The sequence below is a fragment of the Streptomyces sp. NPDC057963 genome, from assembly GCF_042887155.1.
GTDB lineage: Bacteria > Actinomycetota > Actinomycetes > Streptomycetales > Streptomycetaceae > Streptomyces.
The window spans coordinates 35847-59785 of record NZ_JBHVPX010000014.1; the positions used below are offsets into that span (position 1 = coordinate 35847).

Here is a 23939-nt window from a genome sequence, read left to right on the forward strand (position 1 = left end):
CGAGACGATGGTCGGCGAACAGCAGATGGCAGTGCCCGCACAGGCGCAGGAGCAGCACGCGCTCCTGGCCGAGCAGGTCGAGGAGCACCGCTTCCGGTATTACGTGAACGACCAGCCGGTCGTGAGCGACGCCGAGTTCGACCGGCTGATGCGCGAGCTGGAGGCCCTGGAGAAGACGTATCCGCAGTTGCGCACGCCGGACTCGCCGACGCAGAAGGTCGCGGGGCCGTACCAGACGGAATTCACCTCCGTCGAGCACCGCGAGCGGATGCTCTCGCTGGACAACGCCTTCGACGACCTGGAGTTGGCGGCCTGGGGCGAGCGGATCGCGAAGGAGGTCGGCACCTCCGACCACCACTTCCTGTGCGAGCTGAAGGTCGACGGTCTCGCGGTCAACCTCACCTATGAGCACGGGCGGCTGACCCGGGCCGCGACCCGGGGCGACGGCCGCACCGGCGAGGACATCACCCCCAACGTCCGTACGATCGCCGAGATCCCGCACCGGCTGAAGGGCGACCGGATTCCGGCGCTGGTCGAGATCCGCGGCGAGGTCTTCTTCCCGATGGAGGCGTTCGAGGAGCTCAACGCCCGGCTCGTCGCGGCCGAGGACAAGCCGTTCGCCAATCCGCGCAACGCGGCGGCCGGTTCACTGCGGCAGAAGGACCCGAAGATCACCGCCACCCGCCCCCTGCACATGGTGGTGCACGGCATCGGCGCCCGAGAGGGCTTCGACATCGACTGCCTCTCGCACGCCTACGAACTGCTGCACGCCTGGGGTCTGCCCACCGCCAGGCACAACAAGGTGGTGGACTCCCTCGACGGGGTACGGGAGTTCATCGCGTATTTCGGCGAGAACCGGCACTCCGTGGAGCACGAGATCGACGGCGTCGTCGTCAAACTCGACGAGGTCCCGCTCCAGGGCCGGCTGGGCTCCACCTCGCGCGCCCCGCGCTGGGCGATCGCCTGGAAGTACCCGCCGGAGGAGGTCAACACCAAACTGGTGAACATCCGCGTCGGCGTCGGACGCACCGGCCGGGTCACCCCGTACGCCCAGGTCGAGCCGGTCGAGGTGGCGGGTTCCGAGGTCGAGTTCGCCACCCTGCACAACCAGAACGTGGTGAAGGCGAAGGGCGTCCTCATCGGCGACACGGTGGTGCTCCGCAAGGCCGGCGACGTGATCCCGGAGATCCTCGGCCCGGTCGTCGATCTGCGCGACGGCACCGAGCGGGCGTTCGTGATGCCGACGCACTGCCCCGAGTGCGGTACGGAGCTGCGGCCCATGAAGGAGGCCGACATCGACGTCCGCTGTCCCAACGCGCGGTCCTGCCCCGCGCAGTTGCGGGAGCGCCTCGCCTACCTCGCAGGCCGCAAGAGCCTCGACATCGACCACTTCGGCTATGTCGCGGCCGCGGCCCTGACCAAGCCGCTGGAGCCCGCCGAGCCGCCGCTGCGCGACGAGGGCGACCTCTTCGGGCTGACCGTCGAGCAACTGCTGCCGATCCGCGCCTACGTCCTGGACCAGGACAGCGGACTGCCCAAGCGCGATCCGAAGACAGGCGAGGAGAAGACCGCCTTGGTCTTCGCCAACCAGCAGGGCGAGCCGAAGAAGAACGCCCTCGCCATGCTCGACGCCGTCGCCGCGGCCAAGGAGGCCCCGCTCGCCCGGATCCTCACCGGGCTGTCCATCCGCCATGTGGGCCCGGTCGCCGCCGCGGAGCTGGCCCGTCAGTTCCGCTCCATGGACCGGATCGACGAGGCGACCGAACAGGAGCTGGCCGAGGCCGACGGCGTCGCGGACGTCACCGCCGCATCGGTGAAGCAGTGGCTCGCCGAGGACTGGCACCGGGAGATCCTGCGCAAGTGGCGCGAGGCCGGGGTCCGGATGGAGGACCAGGGGGCGGGGGAGGAAGCGGGGCCGCGTCCGCTCGAAGGACTCACGGTCGTCGTCACCGGCACCCTGTCCGGCCACACCCGGGACGGCGCGAAAGAGGCACTTCAGAGCCGGGGGGCCAAGGTGACGGGATCCGTTTCGAAGAAGACCTCTTTCGTGGTCGTCGGCGACAACCCCGGCTCGAAGTACGACAAGGCGATGCAGCTGAAGGTGCCCGTACTGGACGAGGACGGTTTCACCGTGCTGCTCGAACAGGGGCCGGAGGCCGCACGCGAGGCGGCCGTCCCCGCCGGAGAAGCGGCGGAATAGGGCGAATTCCCTTCGGTCGGCGGGCAAATTGGTCGGAACGGAGCATATGGCCGACCGGGAATGACCGTATGAGACCGGCCGGTTGGTGAATGATGAACGAGAAAGTATAGAAAGGGCGTAGCGGGACGGACGGGGGCAAGTGGTGTCGTCGGTCGGTCGGAGTCATCCGATCGGCGCCTACCAGATGCTGACGGACGGTTGGTTCGCATTCAGGCAAGAGCGGTAGAGCGCTGCCCGTAGGGGCCTTCTGCGGCCTACTGTTGAGATGTGCACCTGCCGTGCCGGCCACGGGGTGGGAAAACGGGTCGTGGTGGCATGGAGCCGAGCATTCGGGTGACATCGGCACCGCCGGCTGTGAGAGGGACGGAATGAAACCGACCGAGAGCGCCGCACCGGTGTCGCGGCTGCAAGGTTTCGTCGGCCTCGCGCCCGGGGTGGGTGCCGTCGTCGTGGTGATCGCCGTTGTTCAGCTCGCGACCGGTTTCTACCGGACCGTGAGCGAAGGGCACGCACTCTTCCCCGACGGCAGGGCCGGCTGGTCCCTCGCCATCCTCACCGGGATCGTCGTCGGCCATCTGGTCGCGCTCGGACGCGACCGCTGGTGGGGCGGTACCGGTTCCGGGGCCGCACTCACCCTCGCCGTGCTGCTCCTCTACGGCTGGGTGCCCGCCGGTCTGGTCAGCCTGGTCGTGGTCGTTCTCGTCGGCGTGGCCCGCAGGCACCGCTGGTGGCAGGGGCTGCTGCACGGTGCGGTGGACATCCTCGGAATAGGCGCGGCGGCCCTGGTGCTCGCCGCGTTCGGCGAGGTGCATACCGTCGAATCGCCCTGGCAGCCACTCGGCTGGGGCATCGCGGCCGTCCCCGAAGTCCTCCTGGCCGCCTCCACCTATCTCCTGGTCACCCGGGTCCTGCTGTGGTACGCACGGGCACCCCAGGGAGGCGGCCTGCCGACCGTCGCCCGTACCGCCCTGCTGCGTCAGGGCCTCGTCGCGGTCGCCCTGCTCGGCATCGCACCGCTGATCTGCGTCGTCGCGACGACCATGCCCCTGCTCCTGCCGCTCTTCGCGGTCCCGCTGATCACCCTGGACTCCACCCTCTGGATCGCCCGCGCCCGGGCCGAGGAGCAGCTGCGCGACCCGCTGACCGGGCTGCCCAACCGGCAGTGGCTGCTGGAACGCACCTGGACGGCCCTGGAGGACGCCGAGTCCATCGGTGCCAGGTCCGCCCTCGTCCTGATCGACCTCGACCGTTTCCGTGCGGTCAACGACACCCTCGGTCATCTGGCGGGCGACCGGCTGCTGCTGCAAATAGCGGAACGCCTCAGGCTCGCGCTCCCCCGGGGAGCAGAGGCCGCCAGGCTCGGCGGTGACGAGTTCGCCGTGCTCCTGCCGACCGCGGACTCCACCACCAGCGCCCAGCGCGTCGCCCGCCATCTGGTCGCCGAGCTCTCCTCCCCGCTGGACCTGGACGGCCTGACCCTGGTCCTGGAGGCGAGCGCCGGAGTCGCCGTCTACCCGGACCACGCACTGGATGCCGAAGGGCTGCTCAGGCGCGCGGACGTGGCGATGTACCAGGCCAAGCGCGACCGCACGGGCGTGGAGGTGTACGAGTCGAAACGGGACAGCAACACCCCGGACCGGCTCGGACTCCTCGGAGACCTGCGGCGCGCGCTGGACGCCGGTGAGGTGGAGCTCCACTACCAGCCGAAGGTCCGCTTCGACGGCCAGGTGGCCGGCCTGGAGGCGCTGGTGCGCTGGGTGCATCCGGAGCGCGGACGGGTCCCCCCGGACGAGTTCATCGCCATCGCCGAGTCCTCCGGCCTGATGCCGCACCTCACGGAGTACGTCCTGGAGACGGCGCTGGCCCAGGTCGCCCGGTGGCGGGCGCAGGGCCTGTTCGTACCGGTGGCCGTCAACGTCTCCCCGCGCGACGTCCACACCCCCGGATTCGCGGGCGGCGTCGCGGCCCGGCTGGCCCGGCACGGCGTCCCGGCCGGGGCCCTGCAGCTGGAGATAACGGAACACGTGCTGCTGGAGGATCCGCAGCGCGCCGCCGACACCCTCGCCGGACTCACCGGGCACGGCGTGAAGATGTCCCTCGACGACTTCGGCACGGGGTACTCCTCGCTGGTCCATCTGCGGCGGCTGCCGGTCAGCGAGCTGAAGATCGACCGCTCGTTCGTGGCCCGGCTGGCCGTCGACAACGAGGACGCCGAGATCGTCCGCTGCACCATCGACCTGGCCCACTCGCTCGGACTCCTGGTCGTGGCGGAAGGCGTCGAGGACGACGAGACCTGGGAGCGGCTGCGGGATCTGCGCTGCGACGCGGTGCAGGGCTGGCTGGTCGCCGCGGCGATGCCGCCGCAGGAGACGACGGCCTGGCTGCGGGCGCGGGGCGAGCACGGGTGGCGGCGGCCCGCGGAGCTGGCGGCCGCGGCGGCCGCGGCGGCCGCAGCCGGTGCGGCCGGGACCGCCGAGCTGGAGCACGGGCCGACGGGCCGCGCGGTGAAGCCGGGCCCGGCCACGGCCTGAGCGACCGGTGGGACCGGTGGGACCGGTGGGACCGGTGGGACCGGTGGGACCGGTGGGACCGGTCGGGGAAGGCGGCCGCGTCCGAAACGCCCCGGCCGGACGGCACCGCAAGGCCCCGGGCCCCGCCCGGGCGCGAATGAGGCGGGGCTGACCAGGCTGTTCGCCCCGGTGGCGGGAGGGGTCGCGGGCGACACCATAGGATTGGGCCAAAACCACACACCAACCCCTGAGGATCGCTGCATGCCTGGCATCACGCGCGAGGAGGTCGCCCACCTCGCCCGGCTGGCGCGTCTGGAGCTGAAGGGCGAAGAGCTCGAACACTTCGCCGGTCAGCTCGACGACATCATCGGCGCGGTCGCCCGCGTCTCCGAAGTCGCCGACCAAGACGTACCGCCGACCTCCCACCCGCTGCCGCTGACGAACGTCATGCGCGCGGACGAGGTCCGTCCGTCGCTCACCCCCGAGCAGGCGCTCTCCGGCGCCCCGGCCCAGGAGCAGCAGCGTTTCAAGGTGCCGCAGATCCTGGGGGAGGACTAACAGCCATGACGGACAACAGCACCATCATCAAGCTCACCGCGGCCGAGATCGCCGCGAAGATCGCGTCCGGCGAGCTCACGGCCGTCGAGGTCACCGAGGCCCACCTGGCCCGGATCGAGGCGGTCGACGAGAAGGTCCACGCCTTCCTGCACGTCGACCGCGAGGGCGCGCTCGCGCAGGCCCGCGCCGTCGACGCGAAGAGGGCGGCCGGCGAGAAGCTGGGCCCGCTGGCCGGTGTCCCGCTCGCGCTGAAGGACATCTTCACCACCGAGGGCATGCCGACCACCGTCGGCTCCAAGATCCTCGAAGGCTGGATCCCGCCGTACGACGCGACCCTCACCAAGAGGCTGAAGGCCGCCGACGTCGTCATCCTCGGCAAGACCAACATGGACGAGTTCGCCATGGGGTCCTCCACCGAGAACAGCGCCTACGGCCCGACCGGCAACCCGTGGGACCTCACCCGCATCCCCGGCGGCTCCGGCGGCGGCTCCTCGGCCGCGCTCGCGTCGTACGAGGCCCCGCTCGCCATCGGCACGGACACCGGCGGTTCCATCCGCCAGCCCGCCGCCGTGACCGGCACCGTCGGCGTCAAGCCCACCTACGGCGGCGTCTCCCGCTACGGCATGGTGGCCTTCTCCAGTTCCCTGGACCAGGGCGGGCCTTGCGCCCGCACCGTTCTGGACGCGGCCCTGCTGCACGAGGTGATCGCCGGGCACGACCCGATGGACTCGACGTCCATCGACGCCCCGGTCCCGCCGGTCGTCGAGGCCGCGCGCAACGGCAGTGTCGACGGCATGCGCGTCGGTGTCGTCAAGCAGTTCGCCGGTGAGGGCTACCAGGCCGGTGTCGTCCAGCGCTTCAACGAGTCGGTCGAGCTGCTGAAGTCGCTCGGTGCCACGATCGTCGAGCTGGACTGCCCGTCCTTCGACCTGGCCCTGTCGGCGTACTACCTGATCGCGCCGTCCGAGTGCTCCTCCAACCTGGCCCGCTTCGACGCCATGCGCTACGGCCTGCGGGTCGGCGACGACGGCACGAGGTCCGCCGAGGACGTCACCGCGCTCACCCGCGAGGCCGGCTTCGGCGACGAGGTCAAGCGCCGCGTCATTCTCGGTACGTACGCCCTCAGCTCCGGCTACTACGACGCGTACTACGGCTCGGCCCAGAAGGTCCGCACCCTCATCACCCAGGACTTCGAGAAGGCCTTCGAGCAGGTGGACGTCATCGTCTCCCCGACGACGCCCACCACCGCCTTCCCGATCGGCGAGCGCGCCGACGACCCGATGGCGATGTACCTCGCGGACCTGTGCACCATTCCGACCAACCTCGCCGGCAACTCCGCCATGTCGCTGCCCTGCGGCCTGGCCCCGGAGGACGGCCTGCCGGTCGGACTGCAGATCATCGCCCCCGCCATGAAGGACGACCGGCTGTACAAGGTCGGAGCCGCCGTCGAGGCCGCTTTCGTGGAAAAGTGGGGGCACCCGCTGCTGGAGGAGGCTCCGTCACTGTGAGCGCACTGACCAAGGCCAAGGGCTTCAAGAAGTCCAAGACCGGTACGTACCTGTCCATCGGCACCACCGCCTTCGGGGCGCTCGGCGTCATCAAGCAGGCCAAGAAGGCCCGCTTCGAACACGACACGCTCCGACTGATCGACGCCGTCGTCTCCGCCGCCGCCATCGCCACGGGTGTCGCCCTGCTGCTGCGCGAACTCAAGCGCATCGGCGATGACGACGTACTGCTGGGCTGAGAGGGAAGTTTCACCGTGACTGTCACCGACCTGGTGTCGTACGAGGACGCGCTCGCGTCCTACGACCCCGTCATGGGCCTGGAGGTCCATGTCGAGCTCGGCACCAAGACCAAGATGTTCTGCGGCTGCTCCACCGAGCTCAAGCAGGACGCCAACTCCCAGACCTGCCCGGTCTGTCTCGGCCTGCCCGGCGCACTGCCGGTCGTCAACGAGATCGGCGTCGAGTCCGCCATCAAGATCGGTCTCGCGCTGAACTGCGAGATCGCCGAGTGGTGCCGCTTCGCCCGGAAGAACTACTTCTATCCGGACATGCCGAAGAACTTCCAGACCTCCCAGTACGACGAGCCGATCGCCTACAACGGCTATCTGGACGTCCAGCTGGAGGACGGGGAGATCTTCCGGGTGCAGATCGAGCGCGCCCACATGGAGGAGGACACCGGTAAGTCGACCCACGTCGGCGGTGCCACCGGCCGTATCCACGGCGCGTCCCACTCCCTGCTCGACTACAACCGTGCCGGCATCCCGCTCATCGAGATCGTCACCAAGCCGATCGAGGGCGCGGGCGCACGCGCCCCCGAGGTCGCCAAGGCGTACGTCGCCGAACTGCGCGAGCTCATCAAGGCGCTCGGTGTGTCGGAGGCCCGGATGGAGATGGGCCAGATGCGCTGCGACGTCAACCTGTCGCTGCGCCCCAACGGCACCGAGACGTTCGGTACGCGCTCCGAGACGAAGAACGTGAACTCGCTGCGTTCCGTCGAGCGCGCCGCCCGCTTCGAGATCCAGCGCCACGCCGCGGTGCTGAGCTCGGGCGGCACGATCGTGCAGGAGACCCGGCACTTCCACGAGGAGGACGGCTCGACCACGGCCGGCCGCATCAAGGACAACGCCGAGGACTACCGCTACTTCCCCGAGCCCGACCTGGTGCCGGTCGCCCCGGCCCGCGAGTGGGTCGAGGAGCTCCGCAAGGGCCTCCCCGAGCTGCCGCGGCTGCGCCGCAAGCGGCTGAAGGAGGAGTGGGGTGTCTCCGAGCACGACATGCAGTCCATCCTCAACGCGGGCGCGGTCGACCTGATCGTCGCCACGACCGACGCGGGCGCCCCCTCGGACCAGGCCCGCAAGTGGTGGATGGGCGAGCTGGCCCGTAACGCCAACGAGACCGGCCGCGGCCTCGACGAGCTGCCGATCACCCCGGTGCAGGTCGCCAGAGTGGCCGAGCTCGTCACCTCGGGCGACCTCAACGACAAGCTGGCCCGCCAGGTCATCGAGGGCGTCCTCGCGGGCGAGGGCGACCCGGACACCGTCGTCGAGAAGCGCGGCCTGAAGGTCGTCTCCGACGAGGGCGCGCTGGGCGCGGCCGTGGACGAGGCCATCGCCGCCAACGCGGCCGTCGCGGACAAGATCCGCGGCGGCAAGGTCGCGGCGGCGGGCGCGCTCGTCGGCGCGGTCATGAAGGCCACCCGCGGCCAGGCGGACGCGGCCCGGGTGCGCGAGCTGATCCTGGAGAAGCTCGGCGTCGAGGGCTGATCCCGTCCCCCTGAGGGGGCGGTTTCCGTACGTCCGTGAAGGGGCGGCGCACCCGTGAGCCGGGTGCGCCGCCCCTTCACCCATCCGGAGAGTCCAGAGTCCGCTGAACACTGTCACCGCCGAGATCGTCTCCGTCGGGCTCCTGCTCGTCGTGCTGGCCTTCGCCGTCGTACGCCCCCGGGGGCTGCCGGAGGCGACCGCCGCCGTACCCGTGGCCGTGCTGGTGACGGTGGCCGGTGCGGTCCCGTGGCAGCAGGCCCGTGAGCAGGTGGGCAGCCTGCTGCCGGTCGTCGGGTTCCTCGCGGCGATCCTGGTCCTGGCGCAGCTCTGCGCGGACGAGGGGCTGTTCACGGCCGCGGGTGAACTGGTCGCCCGGGTCTGCGGCGGGCGGACCGGCCCCCTGCTCGGCGGGGTCTTCGCCGTCGCCTCCGTGACCACCGCCGTGCTCAGCCTGGACGCGACCGTGGTGCTGCTGACCCCCGTCGTCCTGGCCACCGCCGCCCGCGTCGGCGCCCGCCCCCGCCCGTACGTCTACGCCTGCGCGCACCTGGCCAACTCGGCGTCCCTGCTGCTGCCGGTCTCCAACCTCACCAACCTCCTGGCGTTCACCGCGAGCGGCCTCTCCTTCACCCGCTTCGCCGCGCTGATGGCCCTGCCGTGGCTGGCCGCCATCGCCGTCGAGTACGTCGTCTTCCGCCGCGTCTTCGCCGCCGACCTGGCGGCGGGCGCGTATCCGCCGAATCCGGAGAAGGCCCGTCCGGGCGTCCCCGTCTTCACGCTCGTCGTCCTCGCGCTGACCCTGGGCGGATTCGTCGCCACCTCGTTCGCGGGCGCGGACCCGCTGTGGGCGGCGCTGGCGGGCGCCGGGGTGCTGGCCGTCCGCGCGCTGGTGAAGCGCGAGACCACCGTCAAGGGCCTTGTCCGCTCCGCCAACCCGCTGTTCTGCCTGTTCGTTCTCGCGCTGGGGGTCGTGGTCGAGGCCGTGGTCGGCAACGGCCTCGGTGCCGGCCTCGGCGCCTTCCTGCCAAGCGGCCCGTCACTTCCCGCGCTGCTGGCGGTGGCCGCGGTGGCGGCCGTGCTCGCCAACCTGATCAACAACCTGCCCGCGATCCTCGCCCTGCTCCCGGTGGTCGCGGCAGCCGGTCCGGGCCCGCTGCTCGCCGCCCTGATCGGCGTGAACCTCGGCCCGAACCTCACCTACGTCGGTTCGCTCGCCACCCTGCTCTGGCGCCGCATCCTGCACACCCACGGTGCCGCGCCCGACCTCGGCCACTTCACCCGCCTCGGGCTGCTGACCGTACCGGCGACGCTGGTTGTGTCGACGGTGGCGCTGTGGGGTGCGCTGCGGGTGATCGGGGTGTGACGGCGGTCCCGGGGGCCGGGAGAGCGGTTGGACTTTCCCGGCCGACCTGTTGGACGTTCACCACGGGGCCGTACGAAATCCTTCCCGGCGCCACCTGGCGTGATTAGTTTCCCGTCCTGTACGACCGGACTCGGGAGGCTCATTTGACCACGGACATTTCACGGCGACGGCTCTTCGCGCTCGGCGGCGGTGCGCTCGGCGCCGCGGCGGCGGGATCGCTGCTGCCGCCGTCGCTGCAGGCAGCGATCGCCGCACAGCCGGCGCACTCGGCGGGGTCCGGCGGCGGACTCGGAGCCATCAAGCATGTGGTGATCCTCATGCAGGAGAATCGTTCCTTCGACCACTACTTCGGCACGCTCCGGGGGGTGCGCGGTTTCGGCGACCGCAACGCCGTCGAGCTGCCCTCGGGCAAGCCGGTCTTCGAACAGCCGGCTCCGCTGGGCACCTCCGTGCTGCCGTTCCCCGTGCGGGACGCGGCCGAGGCGCAGAAGAAGGACCTCCAGTACATCGGCGCGCTCGACCACTCCTGGAGCGGTGGCGGCAAGGCGTGGGCCGGGGGGTGGATGAACGGCTGGGTGTCCGCGAAGACGGCCGCCACCATGGCGTACTACGACCGCCGCGACATCCCGCTGCACTACGAACTGGCCGACACCTTCACGGTCTGCGACGCCTACCACTCCTCCATCCACTCCTCGACCAGCCCCAACCGCAACCACCTGTGGAGCGGGAAGACGGGCAACGAGCCGAACGGCAAGCGGGCCGTCGGGAACGACGCGTACGACGAGGGCACGCACCCCGGCTACGGCTGGAGCACGTACGCGGAACGGCTGGAGAAGGCCGGGCGGAGCTGGCGTACGTACACCGAGTGGGAGAACTTCACCGACAACCAGATCGAGTTCTTCGCCACCTTCAAGGCGGTCGCCCGCAAGGCGCTGGCGAAGACCGGCGGCCATACGTACATGGAGTCGTTCTACGCGGCGGTGCGGGGAGCGGGCGCCCCCGAGCGGGAGCGGCTGTTCGGTCTGCTCGAAGAGGGTGTCGCCACCCTGGACAAGAAGGAGCGCAGGCTCTTCGAGCGCGCGCTGCGCCGCGTGGAGACCGGAACGCTGGCCGACGAGTTCGCGAAGGACGTGGCGGCGGGCACGCTGCCCGAGGTCTCCTACCTGGTGCCGTCGGCCGTCGACTCCGAGCACCCGAGCGTCTCCTCGCCGATCCACAGCGCGACGATCGTCTACAAGGTCCTCGACGCGCTGGGCAAGCACCCGGATGTGTGGCGGCACACCGCCGTCTTCATCAACTACGACGAGAACGACGGCTTCTTCGACCACGTCCCGCCGCCGGTCGCGCCGCCCGAGGTGACCGAGGAGCAGTGGGAGGGCAAGCCCACCGGTCTCGGGATGCGGGTGCCGCTGCTCGTCGTGTCGCCGTGGACCGTGGGCGGCTACGTCTGCTCCGAGGTCTTCGACCACACCTCCGTGATCCGCTTCCTGGAGCGCTGGACCGGGGTGAAGGAGCCGAACATCAGCAACTGGCGGCGTACCGTCACCGGGGATCTGACCTCTGCCTTCGACTTCAAGCACGCGCGGCGCCGGCCCGACGTGGAGCAGCCCGGCGCCATCCCGCCGTTCAGCGGGCGCTGGGCGCCCAAGCCGCCGCTCGTGCAGCACATGCCCGTACAGGAGCCCGGGGCGCGTCCGGCCCGCGCGCTGCCGTACCAGCCGGAAGCCCGGGCGACGCTGGTGGACGGGGCGGTCAAGGTGGTCCTCAGCAATACGGGACGCTCGTCCGCGCACTTCGCGCTGTATCCGTACGCGGGGGAGTTCCCCGTACCGCAGCACCGGGACGTGCGGGGCACGGCGCAGTGGACGGTGCCGCTCACCGGTGCGGCGTACCGGTTCACCGTGACCGGGCCGAACGGCTTCCGGCGCGAGTTCGCCGGGCCCGCGAAGGGCGGCGCCGCGGCCGGGGCCGAGGTCGCCTCGCGGGTCGACGCGCATGAGCGCGATCTGCATCTCACCCTGCGCAACACGGGACGCACCACCCTCACCTTCACCGTACGGCCGCTGGGATACGTCGACGAGGCGGACCTGCGGGACTGGACCCGTACGGTCAAGGTCAAGCCCGGACGCAGCCGTACGGTCGTGCACTCGGCGGCCGACGCGCACGGCTGGTACGACCTGGCCGTCACGGTCGACGGGGACGATGTCTACCGGCGCCGGCTGATGGGGCACATCGAGAACGGCCGGGCGAGCGTCTCCGGCTGACCTGGCGTGTCCGGGCGGCGGGGGCGCCGCATGCCGCACAGCGGCGCCCCCGCCGGAGGCCGTGGAGCGCCCGGAAGCCCTGGGGGTGCGGACGCCCCCGCGAGTCCCGGAGGACGCCCCCGCGAGTCCGGAAGCCTCTGTGAGTATGGCCACGAAAGGGACAAAGGATCACCAACGGCTGCGAGAGTGGCAGTTCTCAGGTCATGCGCTCTGTGCGGGTAATTTATGTTTTGTCCCGCTGAGGAACCACGAACCAGCAGGGAGCACATCCGTTGGCTGCCATTGCCCGCTGGTGCATCAAGCACCGTCTCGTCGCCGTTCTCATCTGGCTCCTCGCCCTCGGCGGCACAGCCACCGCGGCGGGCTTCGCGGGCTCCGCGTACTCCAACAACTACGACGTGCCCGGTACGGAGGCCGGCCGGGCCGCCGACCTCCTCAAGAGCAATTTCACGGAGCTGGGCGGTGACACCGACACCATCGTCTGGCACACCACCGACTCCACCGTGCGGGCCGCCGACGTCCGCCAGACGATGACCCGCACGCTCCACGCGGTCGAGGAGCTCCCCGGCGTCGGCGCCGTCACCGGCCCGTACGGGGCGTCCGGCGCCGGACAGATCAGCGAGGACGGGCGCACCGCCTACGCCACGGTCACCTTCGACCGGCAGACCGAGGACATCCCGGCGCAGCAGGCCCAGGCCGTCGTCGACACCGCGAAGGAGGCCGCCGGCGACCACCTCCAGGTGGAACTGGGCGGCTCGGCCATCGCCCTCACCGAAGCGCCGACCGCCCACTTCAGCGAGGTCATCGGGGTCGTCGTGGCAGCGGTCGTCCTGTTCCTCGCCTTCGGCTCGCTCGCCGCCAGCATGCTGCCCATCGCCACCGCCCTCGTCTCCGTCGGCACGGCCTACGCGGGCATCGCGCTGCTCGGCCATGCGATGACCGTCGCCGACTTCGCCCCCATGCTGGGCATGCTGATAGGGCTCGGCGTCGGTATCGACTACGCCCTGTTCATCGTCACCCGCCACCGCAGCGGACTGCGCAGAGGCATGACCGTCACCGAGGCGGCGCAGAACGCCGTCGTGACGACCGGGCGGTCCGTCGTCTTCGCCGGGGCCACCGTCTGTATCGCGCTGCTCGGCATGCTGATCCTGCGGCTCGGCTTCCTCAACGGCGTGGCGATCGCCGCCTCGCTCACGGTCGTCCTGACCGTGGCCGCGTCCGTGACCCTGCTGCCCGCCCTGCTGTCCTTCATCGGCATGCGGGCGCTGAGCCGGCGCGAGCGCAGAAGGCTCGCCGAGCACGGGCCGCGGCCGGAACTGCCCACCGGCTTCGCCGCCCGCTGGTCCGCCTTCGTCGAACGCCACCCCAAGCTGCTCGGCTCGCTCGCCGTCGTGGTGATGCTGGTGCTCGCGCTGCCCACCTTCTCCCTGCACCTGGGCACCGCCGACCAGGGCAACAACGCCTCCTCGTCGACCACCCGGCAGGCGTACGACCTGCTGGCCGACGGTTTCGGGCCGGGCGTCAACGGCCCGCTGACGATCGCCGCACAGGTCGACGACGCGGGCGGCCGGCTCGCGATGGACGGCCTTCCGGCCACGCTGCGGACGACCGACGGCGTGGCCTCGGTCGGCCCGGTCACGTACAGCAGCAGCGGCAGTGCGGCCTTCGTCACCGTCGTACCGACGTCGTCGCCGCAGTCGCAGGAGACCAGCGCGCTCGTCGACCGGCTGCGTACGGACGTCCTCCCGCAGGCCGAGGCGAACACCTCGCTCCGGGCCCATGTGGGCGGGGTGACGGCCGGCTACGACGATTTCGCCCGGGTCGTGATCGGCAAGCTCCCGCTCTTCATCGGCGTCGTCATAGGGCTCGGCTGCCTGCTTCTGCTGCTGGCCTTCCGGTCGATCGGCATCCCGCTGAAGGCGGCCGCGATGAATGTGGCCGCCGTCGCCTCCTCGTTCGGTGTCGTCGTCGCGATCTTCCAGTGGGGATGGGGGAGCGAACTCCTGGGGCTGGGCAGCTCCGGGCCCATCGAACCGTTCCTGCCGGTGATCATGGTGTCCGTGCTCTTCGGGCTCTCCATGGACTACCAGGTGTTCCTGGTGGGGCGGATGTACGAGGAGTGGCGGGAGACCGGTGACAACAGACGGGCGGTCCGGGTCGGCCTCGCCGAAACCAGCCGTGTGATCAACTCCGCGGCCGTGATCATGATTTCGGTCTTCCTCGCGTTCGTCCTCAGCGGGGACCGGGTCATCGCCATGTTCGGCATCGCGCTGGCGGCGGCCGTGGCGCTCGACGCGTTCGTCCTCCGTACGCTGCTGGTTCCCGCCCTGATGCATCTGCTGGGCGGCGCGAACTGGTGGCTGCCGGGCTGGCTGGACCGGCGGCTGCCGCGAATCAGCATCGAACCTCCCGAACAGCATGCGAAGATCCCGCAGGCAGCACAACCGACGGAGGTTCCGCAGGCCGCGCACGCGGTGGAAGCGGTCCGAGAAGGAGCATGATGTTCGCGATACCCCTGGGCGACGACGGAGCGGAACTGCGGCCGCTGGAGATCTGGCAGGCGGCGGAGTTCCTCGCCCACATGGACCGGGCCCGCGAACTCGTCGACCCCTGGATCCCCCTCGCCTCCCTCGCCACCGATCTGGACTCGGCGCGCGCCGTGCTCCGGTCCTACGCGGAGAAGCAGGCGGCCGACACGGGGCGGCTCTACGGCATCTGGCTGGACGGGACGCTCGTCGGGGGCGTCCTGTTCCGGATCTTCGACGCGGAGTCGGGCAACTGCGAGGTCGGCTGCTGGCTGGAACCCGCGGCGGAGGGGCGCGGCCTGATCACCCGGGCGGCACGGAAGCTGATCGACTGGGCGGTCTACGAGCGCGGCATGCACCGCGTGGAGTGGGACGCCTCCGCCGCGAACACCCGCAGCGTCGCCGTGGCCGAGCGGCTCGGCATGACGCGCGACGGGGTGCTCCGCCAGAGCTACCTGTACCGCGGCGAGCGGCACGACACGGAGATCTGGTCCGTGCTGGCCCCGGAGTGGCGGGCACGGAACGCCTGACGCCCCGGGGACCGGCTGGTCGCACCGGCCGGGGCCGGGCGCGTTAAGAGGGTTCTCATCTGCCCCGCCTAGCGTGCGGGACATGAACTCCAGGACCCCCGCAAACCCCACCTCTCCCACCGGCCCCGCCGCTCCCGGCGTCGAGGAGGCCGCGGCCGAGGACGCGGCCGTCGGCCTCGGCAAGGGGGCGGCCGAAGCCGGGAAGGAGTCCGCACCGGCCGACGACGGAGCGGGCACCGCCCCGGACGCCGGACGCACAGAAGCCGGCTCCGAGGACTCCGGTTCCGAAGAGGCCCGTTCCGGTGAGACCTCTTCCGAGGACTCCGGTTCCGACGACCTCGACCTCGACGACCTCGACGATCTCGACTCCGAGGGCTCCGGCAAGAAGCCGTCCGGCCTCGGCGCGGCCGCCGCGGCCGTCGCCGCCGCCGGTCTCGGTGTCGTCGCGCTCACCGGGTCCTGGACCGGCAAGGTCGTTGCCGAGCGCGAGACCCTGATCGGGCAGATCAAGACCTCGTCCGGCGGCACCGCGGCCCAGCAGATCTCCGAGATCTACGGCGATGCCTGGCACTCCACGGCCCTGGTCAACGGCCTCTTCGCGCTGCTCGCCCTGCTGGTCGGCATCTTCGCCCTGGTCCGCCCGGCCTTCGGCGCACCCTCCCCGCACCCGCAGCCCGGCTGGGTGCGCGCCGTCGCGACCGCCGGCATCGCGCTCGGCGTCCTCGGTGCGGTGATCTCCGTCGGCATGTACTTCGACCTCATCGTGCCCCTGCCGACCACGGGCGCCACCCGGTGAGTACACGCCGCCCCATCGCCGTCTAAGGCATCCGCCGGTGCGGTCCCGGCCCGTATGCGGTGGGGCCCGCGCCCGGCTAAGGCCCCCCGCACCGCGAAGATGCGGAACTCGCCCGATGCGGGGGCACCCCCTGGGAGACGACAGTGGGGGCACGGCAGAAGCACTGCCGCCCCCAGGCCCCGACGGGTCGTCGTCCTCCGGGAGAATCACATGTTCACGTTCGAACTCCACAAGCTGCACGAGGCCGAACTGCGGCGCTGGGCCGAGCAGGAGCGGCTCGCCGGGCAGGCCCGCCGTGCTCGCCGGACCGCGCGCAGAGCCGCCCGTGATGCCGCGAGCAAGGAGGCCGAGGGGCCGGTGAGTACGGACCGGAACCGGTTCGCCCACGCCGCGTAGCGGCCGTGCGGGGGCCGCGCGATGCCGGACGATCCGATTCCGCGGCCCGCACCGTCGGACCCGTGTGCGATGCTCGGCGACGTGGAGACCAGGTCCGTCAGTCCCGTGTTCGTCGGCCGCGCAGATGAATTCGCCTCGCTCGTCGACGCCCTCACCCGTGCGACCGGCGAGGGCTCGGGCCGGGCCGACGGCTCCGGCGGCGAGCCGCAGGCGCTGCTCATCGGCGGCGAGGCGGGTGTCGGCAAGACCCGGCTGGTCGAGGAATTCCTCACCGAGGCGGTGCGGCGCGAGGCCGTTGTCGCCGTCGGCGGCTGCGTCGAGGTCGGCGCGGACGGCCTGCCCTACGCCCCGTTCTCCACCGCCCTGCGCGCCCTGCGCCGCACCCTGCCCGACGAGATGGCCACCGCCTGCGCCGGGCAGGAGGGCGAACTGGCCCGGCTGCTCCCCGAACTCGGCGAGGCCGACCGGGACGCGACCGACGAGCACAGCACCGCCCGCCTCTTCGAACTCACCGCCAGGCTCCTGGAGCGCATCTCCGCACAGCGCGCCGTCGTCCTCGTCCTGGAGGACCTGCACTGGGCCGACGCCTCCACCCGCCATCTCCTCGCGTACCTCTTCCGCACCGTGCGCAGCGGCCGCCTCGTCGTGATCGGCACCTACCGCTCCGACGACATCCACCGCCGCCACCCCCTGCGCCCCCTCCTCGCGGAACTGGACCGGCTCCGTGCCGTCCACCGGATCGAACTCGCCCGTTTCAACCGCGCAGAGGTCCGCCGCCAGCTCACCGGCATCCTCGCCACCACCCCCGAGGCCACCCTCGTGGACGAGATCTTCGAACGGTCCGACGGCAACGCCTTCTTCGTCGAGGAACTCGCCCGCAGCCTGGAGAGCGGCGACCGGTCCCGGCTCTCCGACTCGCTGCGCGACCTCCTGCTCGTCCGGGTCGAAGCCCTTCCCGAGGACGCCCAGAAGATCGCCCGGATCGTCGCCGAGGGCGGTTCCACCGTCGAGTACGGACTGCTGGCCGCGGTGGCCCGGCTCGCCGAGGACGAACTCATCGAGGCCCTGCGGGCGGCCGTCGGCGCCAATCTGCTGCTCACCACCCCGGAGGGCAGCGGCTACCGCTTCCGGCACTCCCTGGTCCGCGAGGCCGTCAGCGACGATCTGCTGCCCGGCGAGCGCTTCCGGCTCAACCGGCGCTACGCGGAAGCCCTGGAGGTCGACCCCACCCTCGTCCGCGCCGGGGAACGCGCCACCCGGCTCGCCAGCTACTGGTACGGCGCGCACGATCCGGCCAAGGCCCTGCCCGCCGTACTGAAAGCCTCGGTCGAGGCCCGTCGCCGCTATGCGTTCTCCGAACAACTCCGCCTACTGGAAAGGGCGATGGAGCTGTGGGACGACGCCCCCGACGACGTGCGCCGCACCCTGCGCCCCATCGACTACGCCGAGAGCTACCCGGTGTGCGGCTGCGACCCCGACGCCACCCCGCTGCGCTATCTCGACCTGATGGCGGAGGCCACCGTCGCCGCCCGGTTCGGCGGCGACCGCGAACGCGCCCTGACCATCGCCAAGAAGGCCATGCGTGTCCTGGACGGCGAGGACGACCCGCTGCGCGCCGCCTGGTTCTGGGTCCAGCGCTCCCGGCTGATGCAGGACCTCGCCCGGGGCGACGGCCGTCAGGAACTGACCAACGCCCAGGAGCTCGTCCGCGGACTGCCTCCGTCCGTCGTCCATGCCGACGTCCTGATGAGCGTGGCGGGATGGGGCGCCCTGCACCGCCCCGGCGCCGAGACGCTGGTCGCCGTCGACCGGGCCGTGGAGTACGCCCAGCTCGTCGGCGACGAGTACATCGAACTGCACGCCAGGCTCACCCGCGGCTGGCTCACCGCCGACGCGGGCAGCGTCGACGAGGGCATCGCGGAGATGTACGCCGTCCGCGACCGCGCCGACGAACTGCACCTGGTCGGCATCATGAGCCGGGCCGGCATCAATCTCCCCTCCACCCTCGAATCCATGGGCCGCTCCCTGGAGGCCGTGGCCGCCGCCGACCACGGCATCGAGACGAGCCGCAGCCACGGCGTCGCGGACATGGAGGCGTGGGTCCGCTGCAACCAGGCGGCCTCGCTCTTCTCCCTCGGCCACTGGGACGAGAGCCGGGCCACCACCGACGCGGCGGCACGTGCCGCCCAGTCCGGCAAGGCGCAGGGGCTCGTCGCCTCACGCCGCACCGAACTGGCCCTCGCCCAGGGCGACCTGGCCGAGGCCGAGCTGCAACTCGCCCTGACCCGACGTCATTTCGGCTCGCGTGACCCGCAGCCCCAGCACTTCATCACCCCGGTACGCCATGCCGTGACCCTCGCCGCGCAGCGGGGCAGGCTCGCCGAGGCGCGGGCCGAGTTCGAGGGGCAGTCGGAACAGGGTTTCCCGCCCGGCACCCAGCGGTACGCCCTGCCGCTGCTCCATGCCGCCGCCGCGGCCGAGGCCGACGCCCGGGGGCTGCCCGCCGCCGACCGCGGCCGGCCCGCGATCCTCGCGGCCATCCGCACCCACCTCAAGCGGCTGCCGATGCTCATCCCCATCTGGGCCGCCCACGGTGTCCTGGTCGATGCCGAACTGGCCCGTGCCGAGGGGCTCGACACCCCCGACCACTGGTCCCGCGCCGCCACCGTCTTCGCCCCCCTGCACCGCCCGTACGAGCTGGCACAGATCCGTCTCCGCTGGGCCGAGGCGCTCCTCGTCGCCTCGGGCGACCGGTCCGCGGCCACCACCCTGCTGCGCGACGCCCACCGCGCCGCCGGGCGGCTCGGCGCACATCCGTTGACCGAGACCATCGAGCTGCTGGCCGGCCGTGCCCGTATCGCCCTCACCGCGCCGGACCGGGCCCCGGCCCACGGCCCCGGCCACGAGGCACCGGACGCCGTCACCGTCCCCGCCGAGCACGGTGACGGGGCCGGGGGCCGGGAGCGGACCGCAGACGACCTGCGCGAGGCTGCCGCGGCGGCCGTGGAGTCCTTCGGACTGACGCGACGCGAACAGGACGTGCACCGGCTGGTCGCCGCCGGTCACACCAACCGCAAAATCGCCGAGGAGCTCTACATCTCACCCAAGACCGCGAGCGTGCACGTCTCCAACATCCTCGCCAAGCTCGGCGTCTCCAGTCGCGGAGAGGCGGCCGCACTGGCCCACCGGCTCCGCCTCTACCCCGCCCGGAACACTCCCTGACGCAGCGCCGCCACCGGCCGGCCGCCCCGGCCCTTCAAGGCCCCGGCCAGGCCGGGCACGCGGTCGGTCCTGCGGTCAGTTCCGCGGCCCCTCCTCCGGAGCGGTCCCCGGCCCGTCCTCCCGACCGGCCTGCGGTCCGTTCTCCGGTACGTCCTCCGGCCCGGTCCGCGGCCCGGTCTCCGGTCCGGCCTGCGAACCCGGCCCGGACGCCTCCCCGAGGCCGGCGGCGACCTCCCCGGGGGTTTCGGCGATTCTGGGGGCGTCGGCCGCCCCGCCCCGGCCGGGCAGGGCGCCACGATCCGCCGCCCGGCCGCCGGCGGAGCCCGCGGCGCTGCCGCCGTCGGCAACGTCGCCGCCGCCGGCATCGGCACCGGGCGCCCTGACGGTCACCTTTCCGGAGGCCAGGTCTATCGGTCCGCGCCCCGGGTCGCCGATGCCCAGATCCACCCGGGACAGCTCCAGCCGCTTCTGCTCCTCGGCGGCATGCTTGCGGCCCGGTGCGAAGAGTTCCTCGAAGAAGTTGAACACCGGCTGTACGCCCTTTCACCTGCCGTGGCCGCTACCGCACCTGCAGCACCAGGATCCTGTCGTCTCCCGGCTTCGGGGTGCCACGCGTGTCCGTATTGCTCGTGACGAGCCAGAGCCTGTCGCCGCCCGCGGCGAGCACGGTACGCAGACGGCCGTATTTTCCTTCCAGGAACGCCTGAGGGGCCGCCACCGGTTCCCCGTCCGCCCTGCCGGACAGCGGAATCCGCCAGAGCCGCTTTCCGCGCAGGCCTGCCATCCAGATCGAACCCTTGGCGAAGGCGATCCCGCTCGGGGACGCCTCGGACGTCTTCCACTGTGCCACGGGATCGATGAAGCCCTTCTTTCCCGCCCTGCCCTCGGCCTCGGGCCAGCCGTAGTTCCCACCCGGCACGATCCGGTTCAGCTCGTCCCAGGTGTCCTGTCCGAATTCGGACGCCCACAGCTGCTTCTGCCCGTCCCAGGCCAGCCCCTGCACATTGCGGTGCCCGTACGAGTACACGACGGAGTCGGCCTCCGGGTTGCCGTGCAGCGGCCGGCCGTCCGGGGTCATCCGCAGGATCTTTCCGGCCAGGGACTTCTTGTCCTGCGCGAGCCCGTCGTCCCCCGTATCCCCGGTGCCCGCGTACAGCATGTGGTCCGGGCCGAAGGCGATCCGTCCGCCGTTGTGGACCGAGCCCTTCGGGATGCCCCGCAGGATCGTGTCCGGCGCGCCCAGCAGCCGGCCGGGCGTCGTACCGTTCTCGTCGTACTGCAGGCGCGCGATGCGATTGTCGGACGCGGTCGTGAAGTACACGTACACCAGATGGTCCGAGCCGTACGCGGGGGAGACCGCGATGCCCAGCAGCCCGCCCTCCCCGCCGGGCGACACCCCGGGCACGGCGCCCAGCAGGGTCTTCTTCCCGCTCTTCCCGTCGATCCTCGTGATCGTGCCCTTGTCGCGCGAGGAGACCAGCAGGTCGCCGCCGGGCAGCTCCGCCGGCCCCCACGGCGAGTGGAGACCCTCCGTGAGCGTGGAGACCACCTCGACCGAGCCCTTCGCGGGCGGCGGGGCGACCGACGGGGACGGGGAGGGCGCCGGGTCCGAGGCGGCGGAGGGGCGGGACGGCGGCAGGCCGCCGACGCCCGCCGCGCTGCCGGGACCGTCCCCCGGGGAACAGCCCGCGGTCAGCAGGAGCGCGCCCGCCGCCAGCGCGGCCGCCGTTCCCCGGCGCACCTCGCCGCGCCGGCGCCGCCCCCGACGCTCCCGATGCCCCGAAGAGCCTCGTGCAGATCCGAACAGAACACCGCGCACAGCACCGATCCCTTCGACGGCCATCCGACTACTGTCTCTTACACCGCGCGACCGCCCCAGGTTGCCCGCACCCGCCGGTTTCCCCGCTGGGCGGCCACGAAGGCGGGGCGTGACGGGGAATCAGTCCCACGACCCCCGCGCCGCGGGGAGCCGGGCGATCTCCAGCAGATCCTGCGCGGTCAGGGCCAGCCCGGCCGCTCCCGCGTTCTCCACCGCCCACCGCTCCCGCTTGGTTCCCGGTACCGGCACCACATGCGGTCCCTGCCGCAGCACCCAGGCCAACGCCACCTGCGCCGTGGTCGCCCCGTGCCGCTCGGCGATCCGCCGCAACCCGGCCACCACGGGCTGGTTCGCCGCCATCATCTCGGCCGTGAACCGCGGATGCCTGGCCCGCAGGTCTTCCGGCTCGAAGCCCTCCCCCGGCCTCAGCGTGCCCGTCAGATAGCCGTTTCCCAGAGGCATCGCCGCCAGCAGGCCCACCCCCCGCGCCGAGCACCACGGGAGCAGCGACTCCAGCGCCTCCGGCGACCAGACCGAGAGTTCGGCCTGCACCGCGCTCACCGGGAAGACCTGCTGCACCCGATCCAGCTGACGGATCGTTTCGTCATACCTTCGGGCGCCCGGACGTCGCGAGGCCCGCGCCCCGACCGCACAGAGCCCGAGCGCCCGCACCTTTCCCGCGGTCACCAGCTCTGCCATCGCGCCCCAGGTCTCCTCGACCGGCACTTCGGGATCGGCCCGGTGCAGCTGGTACAGATCGATCACATCGGTCTGGAGCCGCCGGAGCGAGGCGTCGCAGGCCCGCCGTACATAACCGGGACGGCCGTTGGCGACGATGTGCTGATCACCCACCAGCAGCCCGCACTTGGTGGAGAGGAAGGCTTCGGACCGGCGGCCCTTCAGCGCCCGTCCCACCAGCAGCTCATTGGTGAAGGGGCCGTACATGTCGGCGGTGTCGAGCAGTTGGACGCCCGCGTCGAGCGCGGCGTGCACTGCACGCAACGCACGGTCACCGCGTTGCTGCGACGCGCTGTACGCCCAGCTCATCGGCATGCAGCCGAGACCGACCGCCCCCACGGCGAGCGCCGCCGCACCGAGACTCCTGCGCTCCAACTCCCCCAACCCTTCCTGGGCCCCGCCGCCGAACCGCCGTCTGCCGTGCGGCGTCCGGCACGCACGCTCGCGGCGATGCCGGAAAACCCAAGTAGCTCCGCTGCACCTCTTCGGCGCCTTGCGATCGCACACGCCGGACGCCGCGCGGCCGCCCGGCGGGCGACGACGGCAGTCGGAGACGGGACCCAGCCCCCGCCGCGGGACCGCAACGCACCCCAAAGTAACCTCTGCCGACCGCCGTCCCGCGCGCAGCCTCCCGGCGATTAGCCTCCTGACCATGACTTCGACGAAGACCCCCGACGTATGGCTGCCGATTCCCGCCGACGAGATCGAAGGACTCCCCGAGGGTTTCGCCTACCGCTTCTGGGACGGGGGGCCGGACTACCCCGCCGACCCGGCCGACTGCGCCTTCTATGTCGTGCCGTACATGAAGAGTTCCGAGGTCGTGGTCCGCCCGCTCGCCGGCATGGCGCGGGTCCGGGTCGTGCAGACGCTCACCGCGGGCATCGATCATGTCGAGCCGGGCCTCGGCCTGTTGCCGGACGGGGTGCGGCTGTGCAACGCCAAGGGGGTCCACGAAGCCTCGACCGCGGAGCTCGCCCTCGCCCTGATCCTCGCCTCGCTGCGCGGTTTTCCCGGGTTCGTGCACAGCCAGGACGAGGAGGAGTGGCGGTCCGGTTTCTACCCCGCGCTCGCCGACAAGTCCGTGCTGATCGTGGGGTACGGATCGATCGGTGCCGCCATCGAGGACCGGCTCGCGCCCTTCGAGTGCGCGCGAGTGGCACGCGTCGCGCGCTCCGCGCGGACAACGGCACGCGGCCCTGTACACACACTCGACGACCTGCCCGCACTCCTGCCCGAGGCCGACGTCGTCGTCCTGTCCACCCCGCTGAACCCGTCCACACAAGGGCTGGTGGGTGCGGAGTTCCTCGCCGCGATGCCGGACGGAGCGCTGCTCGTGAACGTCGCACGGGGCGGCGTCGTCGACACCGAGTCGCTGCTGCTCGCACTCGAGTCCGGCCGGCTGCGCGCCGCTCTCGATGTCACCGACCCGGAACCGCTGCCCGCCGGCCATCCCCTCTGGCACGCTCCGAACGTCCTGATCACTCCTCATGTGGGCGGCAGCACCTCGGCGTTCCTGCCGCGCGCCAAGCGTCTGGTGGCCGGGCAGCTGAGCCGGTTCGCCGCGGGGGAGCCGCTGCGCAACGTCGTACGCACCACCGGCTGACCACGCTACGGGGCGGTTCGGATGCGCACCGTACCGACAATCCCCGTGATCGTCACTGAGAGTAGATAAGCTATGTCCCTCCGTGACTGGTCTGGTGTATCGTCCCGAAAGGGGCGCTGCGCCGGAGGAAGGGACGGCGCCGGGGAG

The 23939-nt window shown here is 71.7% G+C and carries 17 protein-coding genes; 14 read left to right on the forward strand and 3 right to left on the reverse strand.

Features of this window, described 5'->3' with window-relative positions:
* Window positions 1-7: 7 nt before the first annotated feature.
* The 13 genes from ligA (at window position 8) to ACFVT1_RS29225 (ending at window position 19632) form a co-directional block, all read left to right on the forward strand.
* Complete coding sequence (gene ligA / locus ACFVT1_RS29165; protein ID WP_389800667.1) at window positions 8-2200, forward strand: NAD-dependent DNA ligase LigA; 2193 nt, start codon at window positions 8-10, stop codon at window positions 2198-2200.
* 368 nt (window positions 2201-2568) lie between these two features.
* Window positions 2569-4731, forward strand: coding sequence for a putative bifunctional diguanylate cyclase/phosphodiesterase (locus ACFVT1_RS29170; protein ID WP_389800669.1), 2163 nt, complete (start codon window positions 2569-2571; stop codon window positions 4729-4731).
* A gap of 240 nt (window positions 4732-4971) precedes the next feature.
* A complete protein-coding gene (gene gatC / locus ACFVT1_RS29175; protein WP_014153935.1) occupies window positions 4972-5268 on the forward strand; it encodes an Asp-tRNA(Asn)/Glu-tRNA(Gln) amidotransferase subunit GatC in 297 nt (98 codons plus the stop codon).
* A gap of 5 nt (window positions 5269-5273) precedes the next feature.
* Window positions 5274-6776: an Asp-tRNA(Asn)/Glu-tRNA(Gln) amidotransferase subunit GatA gene (gatA, locus tag ACFVT1_RS29180; protein ID WP_362203743.1), complete on the forward strand. Its 1503-nt coding sequence runs from the start codon at window positions 5274-5276 to the stop codon at window positions 6774-6776.
* A complete protein-coding gene (locus ACFVT1_RS29185) occupies window positions 6773-7012 on the forward strand; it encodes a hypothetical protein (protein ID WP_266357685.1) in 240 nt (79 codons plus the stop codon). The genes gatA and ACFVT1_RS29185 overlap by 4 nt, the downstream gene beginning before the upstream one ends.
* A 15-nt stretch (window positions 7013-7027) precedes the next feature.
* Window positions 7028-8536 (forward strand): Asp-tRNA(Asn)/Glu-tRNA(Gln) amidotransferase subunit GatB, encoded by a 1509-nt coding sequence (gene gatB, locus ACFVT1_RS29190; RefSeq protein ID WP_389800672.1) that lies wholly within the window; start codon window positions 7028-7030, stop codon window positions 8534-8536.
* Between the two features lie 142 nt (window positions 8537-8678).
* Complete coding sequence (locus tag ACFVT1_RS29195) at window positions 8679-9899, forward strand: SLC13 family permease (RefSeq protein WP_389800872.1); 1221 nt, start codon at window positions 8679-8681, stop codon at window positions 9897-9899.
* A 143-nt stretch (window positions 9900-10042) separates the two neighbouring features.
* Window positions 10043-12163 (forward strand): phosphocholine-specific phospholipase C, encoded by a 2121-nt coding sequence (locus ACFVT1_RS29200; RefSeq protein ID WP_389800674.1) that lies wholly within the window; start codon window positions 10043-10045, stop codon window positions 12161-12163.
* Window positions 12164-12435: 272 nt separating this feature from the next.
* A complete protein-coding gene (locus tag ACFVT1_RS29205; RefSeq protein ID WP_389800676.1) occupies window positions 12436-14664 on the forward strand; it encodes an MMPL family transporter in 2229 nt (742 codons plus the stop codon).
* Window positions 14664-15218: a GNAT family N-acetyltransferase gene (locus ACFVT1_RS29210; RefSeq protein WP_389800678.1), complete on the forward strand. Its 555-nt coding sequence runs from the start codon at window positions 14664-14666 to the stop codon at window positions 15216-15218. The genes ACFVT1_RS29205 and ACFVT1_RS29210 overlap by 1 nt, the downstream gene beginning before the upstream one ends.
* Window positions 15219-15300: 82 nt before the next feature.
* A complete protein-coding gene (locus ACFVT1_RS29215) occupies window positions 15301-16014 on the forward strand; it encodes a hypothetical protein (RefSeq protein WP_389800680.1) in 714 nt (237 codons plus the stop codon).
* Between the two features lie 210 nt (window positions 16015-16224).
* Window positions 16225-16410, forward strand: a complete 186-nt coding sequence (locus ACFVT1_RS29220; protein ID WP_389800682.1) for a hypothetical protein — start codon at window positions 16225-16227, stop codon at window positions 16408-16410.
* 69 nt (window positions 16411-16479) lie between these two features.
* Window positions 16480-19632, forward strand: coding sequence for an AAA family ATPase (locus ACFVT1_RS29225; RefSeq protein ID WP_389800684.1), 3153 nt, complete (start codon window positions 16480-16482; stop codon window positions 19630-19632).
* Between the two features lie 75 nt (window positions 19633-19707).
* Here ACFVT1_RS29225 and ACFVT1_RS29230 read toward each other — a convergent pair whose 3' ends face one another.
* From ACFVT1_RS29230 to ACFVT1_RS29240, 3 genes are all read right to left on the reverse strand, one after another.
* Entirely contained in the window at window positions 19708-20160 is a 453-nt protein-coding gene (locus tag ACFVT1_RS29230) for a DUF6191 domain-containing protein (RefSeq protein WP_389800686.1), read from the reverse strand.
* A 31-nt stretch (window positions 20161-20191) separates the two neighbouring features.
* Entirely contained in the window at window positions 20192-21451 is a 1260-nt protein-coding gene (locus tag ACFVT1_RS29235; protein WP_389800874.1) for a PQQ-dependent sugar dehydrogenase, read from the reverse strand.
* Between the two features lie 120 nt (window positions 21452-21571).
* The gene (locus ACFVT1_RS29240) at window positions 21572-22528 is read right to left on the reverse strand and encodes an aldo/keto reductase (RefSeq protein WP_389800876.1); all 957 of its coding nucleotides are present in this window, start codon (window positions 22526-22528) and stop codon (window positions 21572-21574) included.
* Between the two features lie 313 nt (window positions 22529-22841).
* On the opposite strand from ACFVT1_RS29240, the gene ACFVT1_RS29245 reads away from it, so the two are divergent.
* Window positions 22842-23792, forward strand: a complete 951-nt coding sequence (locus tag ACFVT1_RS29245; RefSeq protein ID WP_389800688.1) for a 2-hydroxyacid dehydrogenase — start codon at window positions 22842-22844, stop codon at window positions 23790-23792.
* Window positions 23793-23939: the final 147 nt, after the last annotated feature.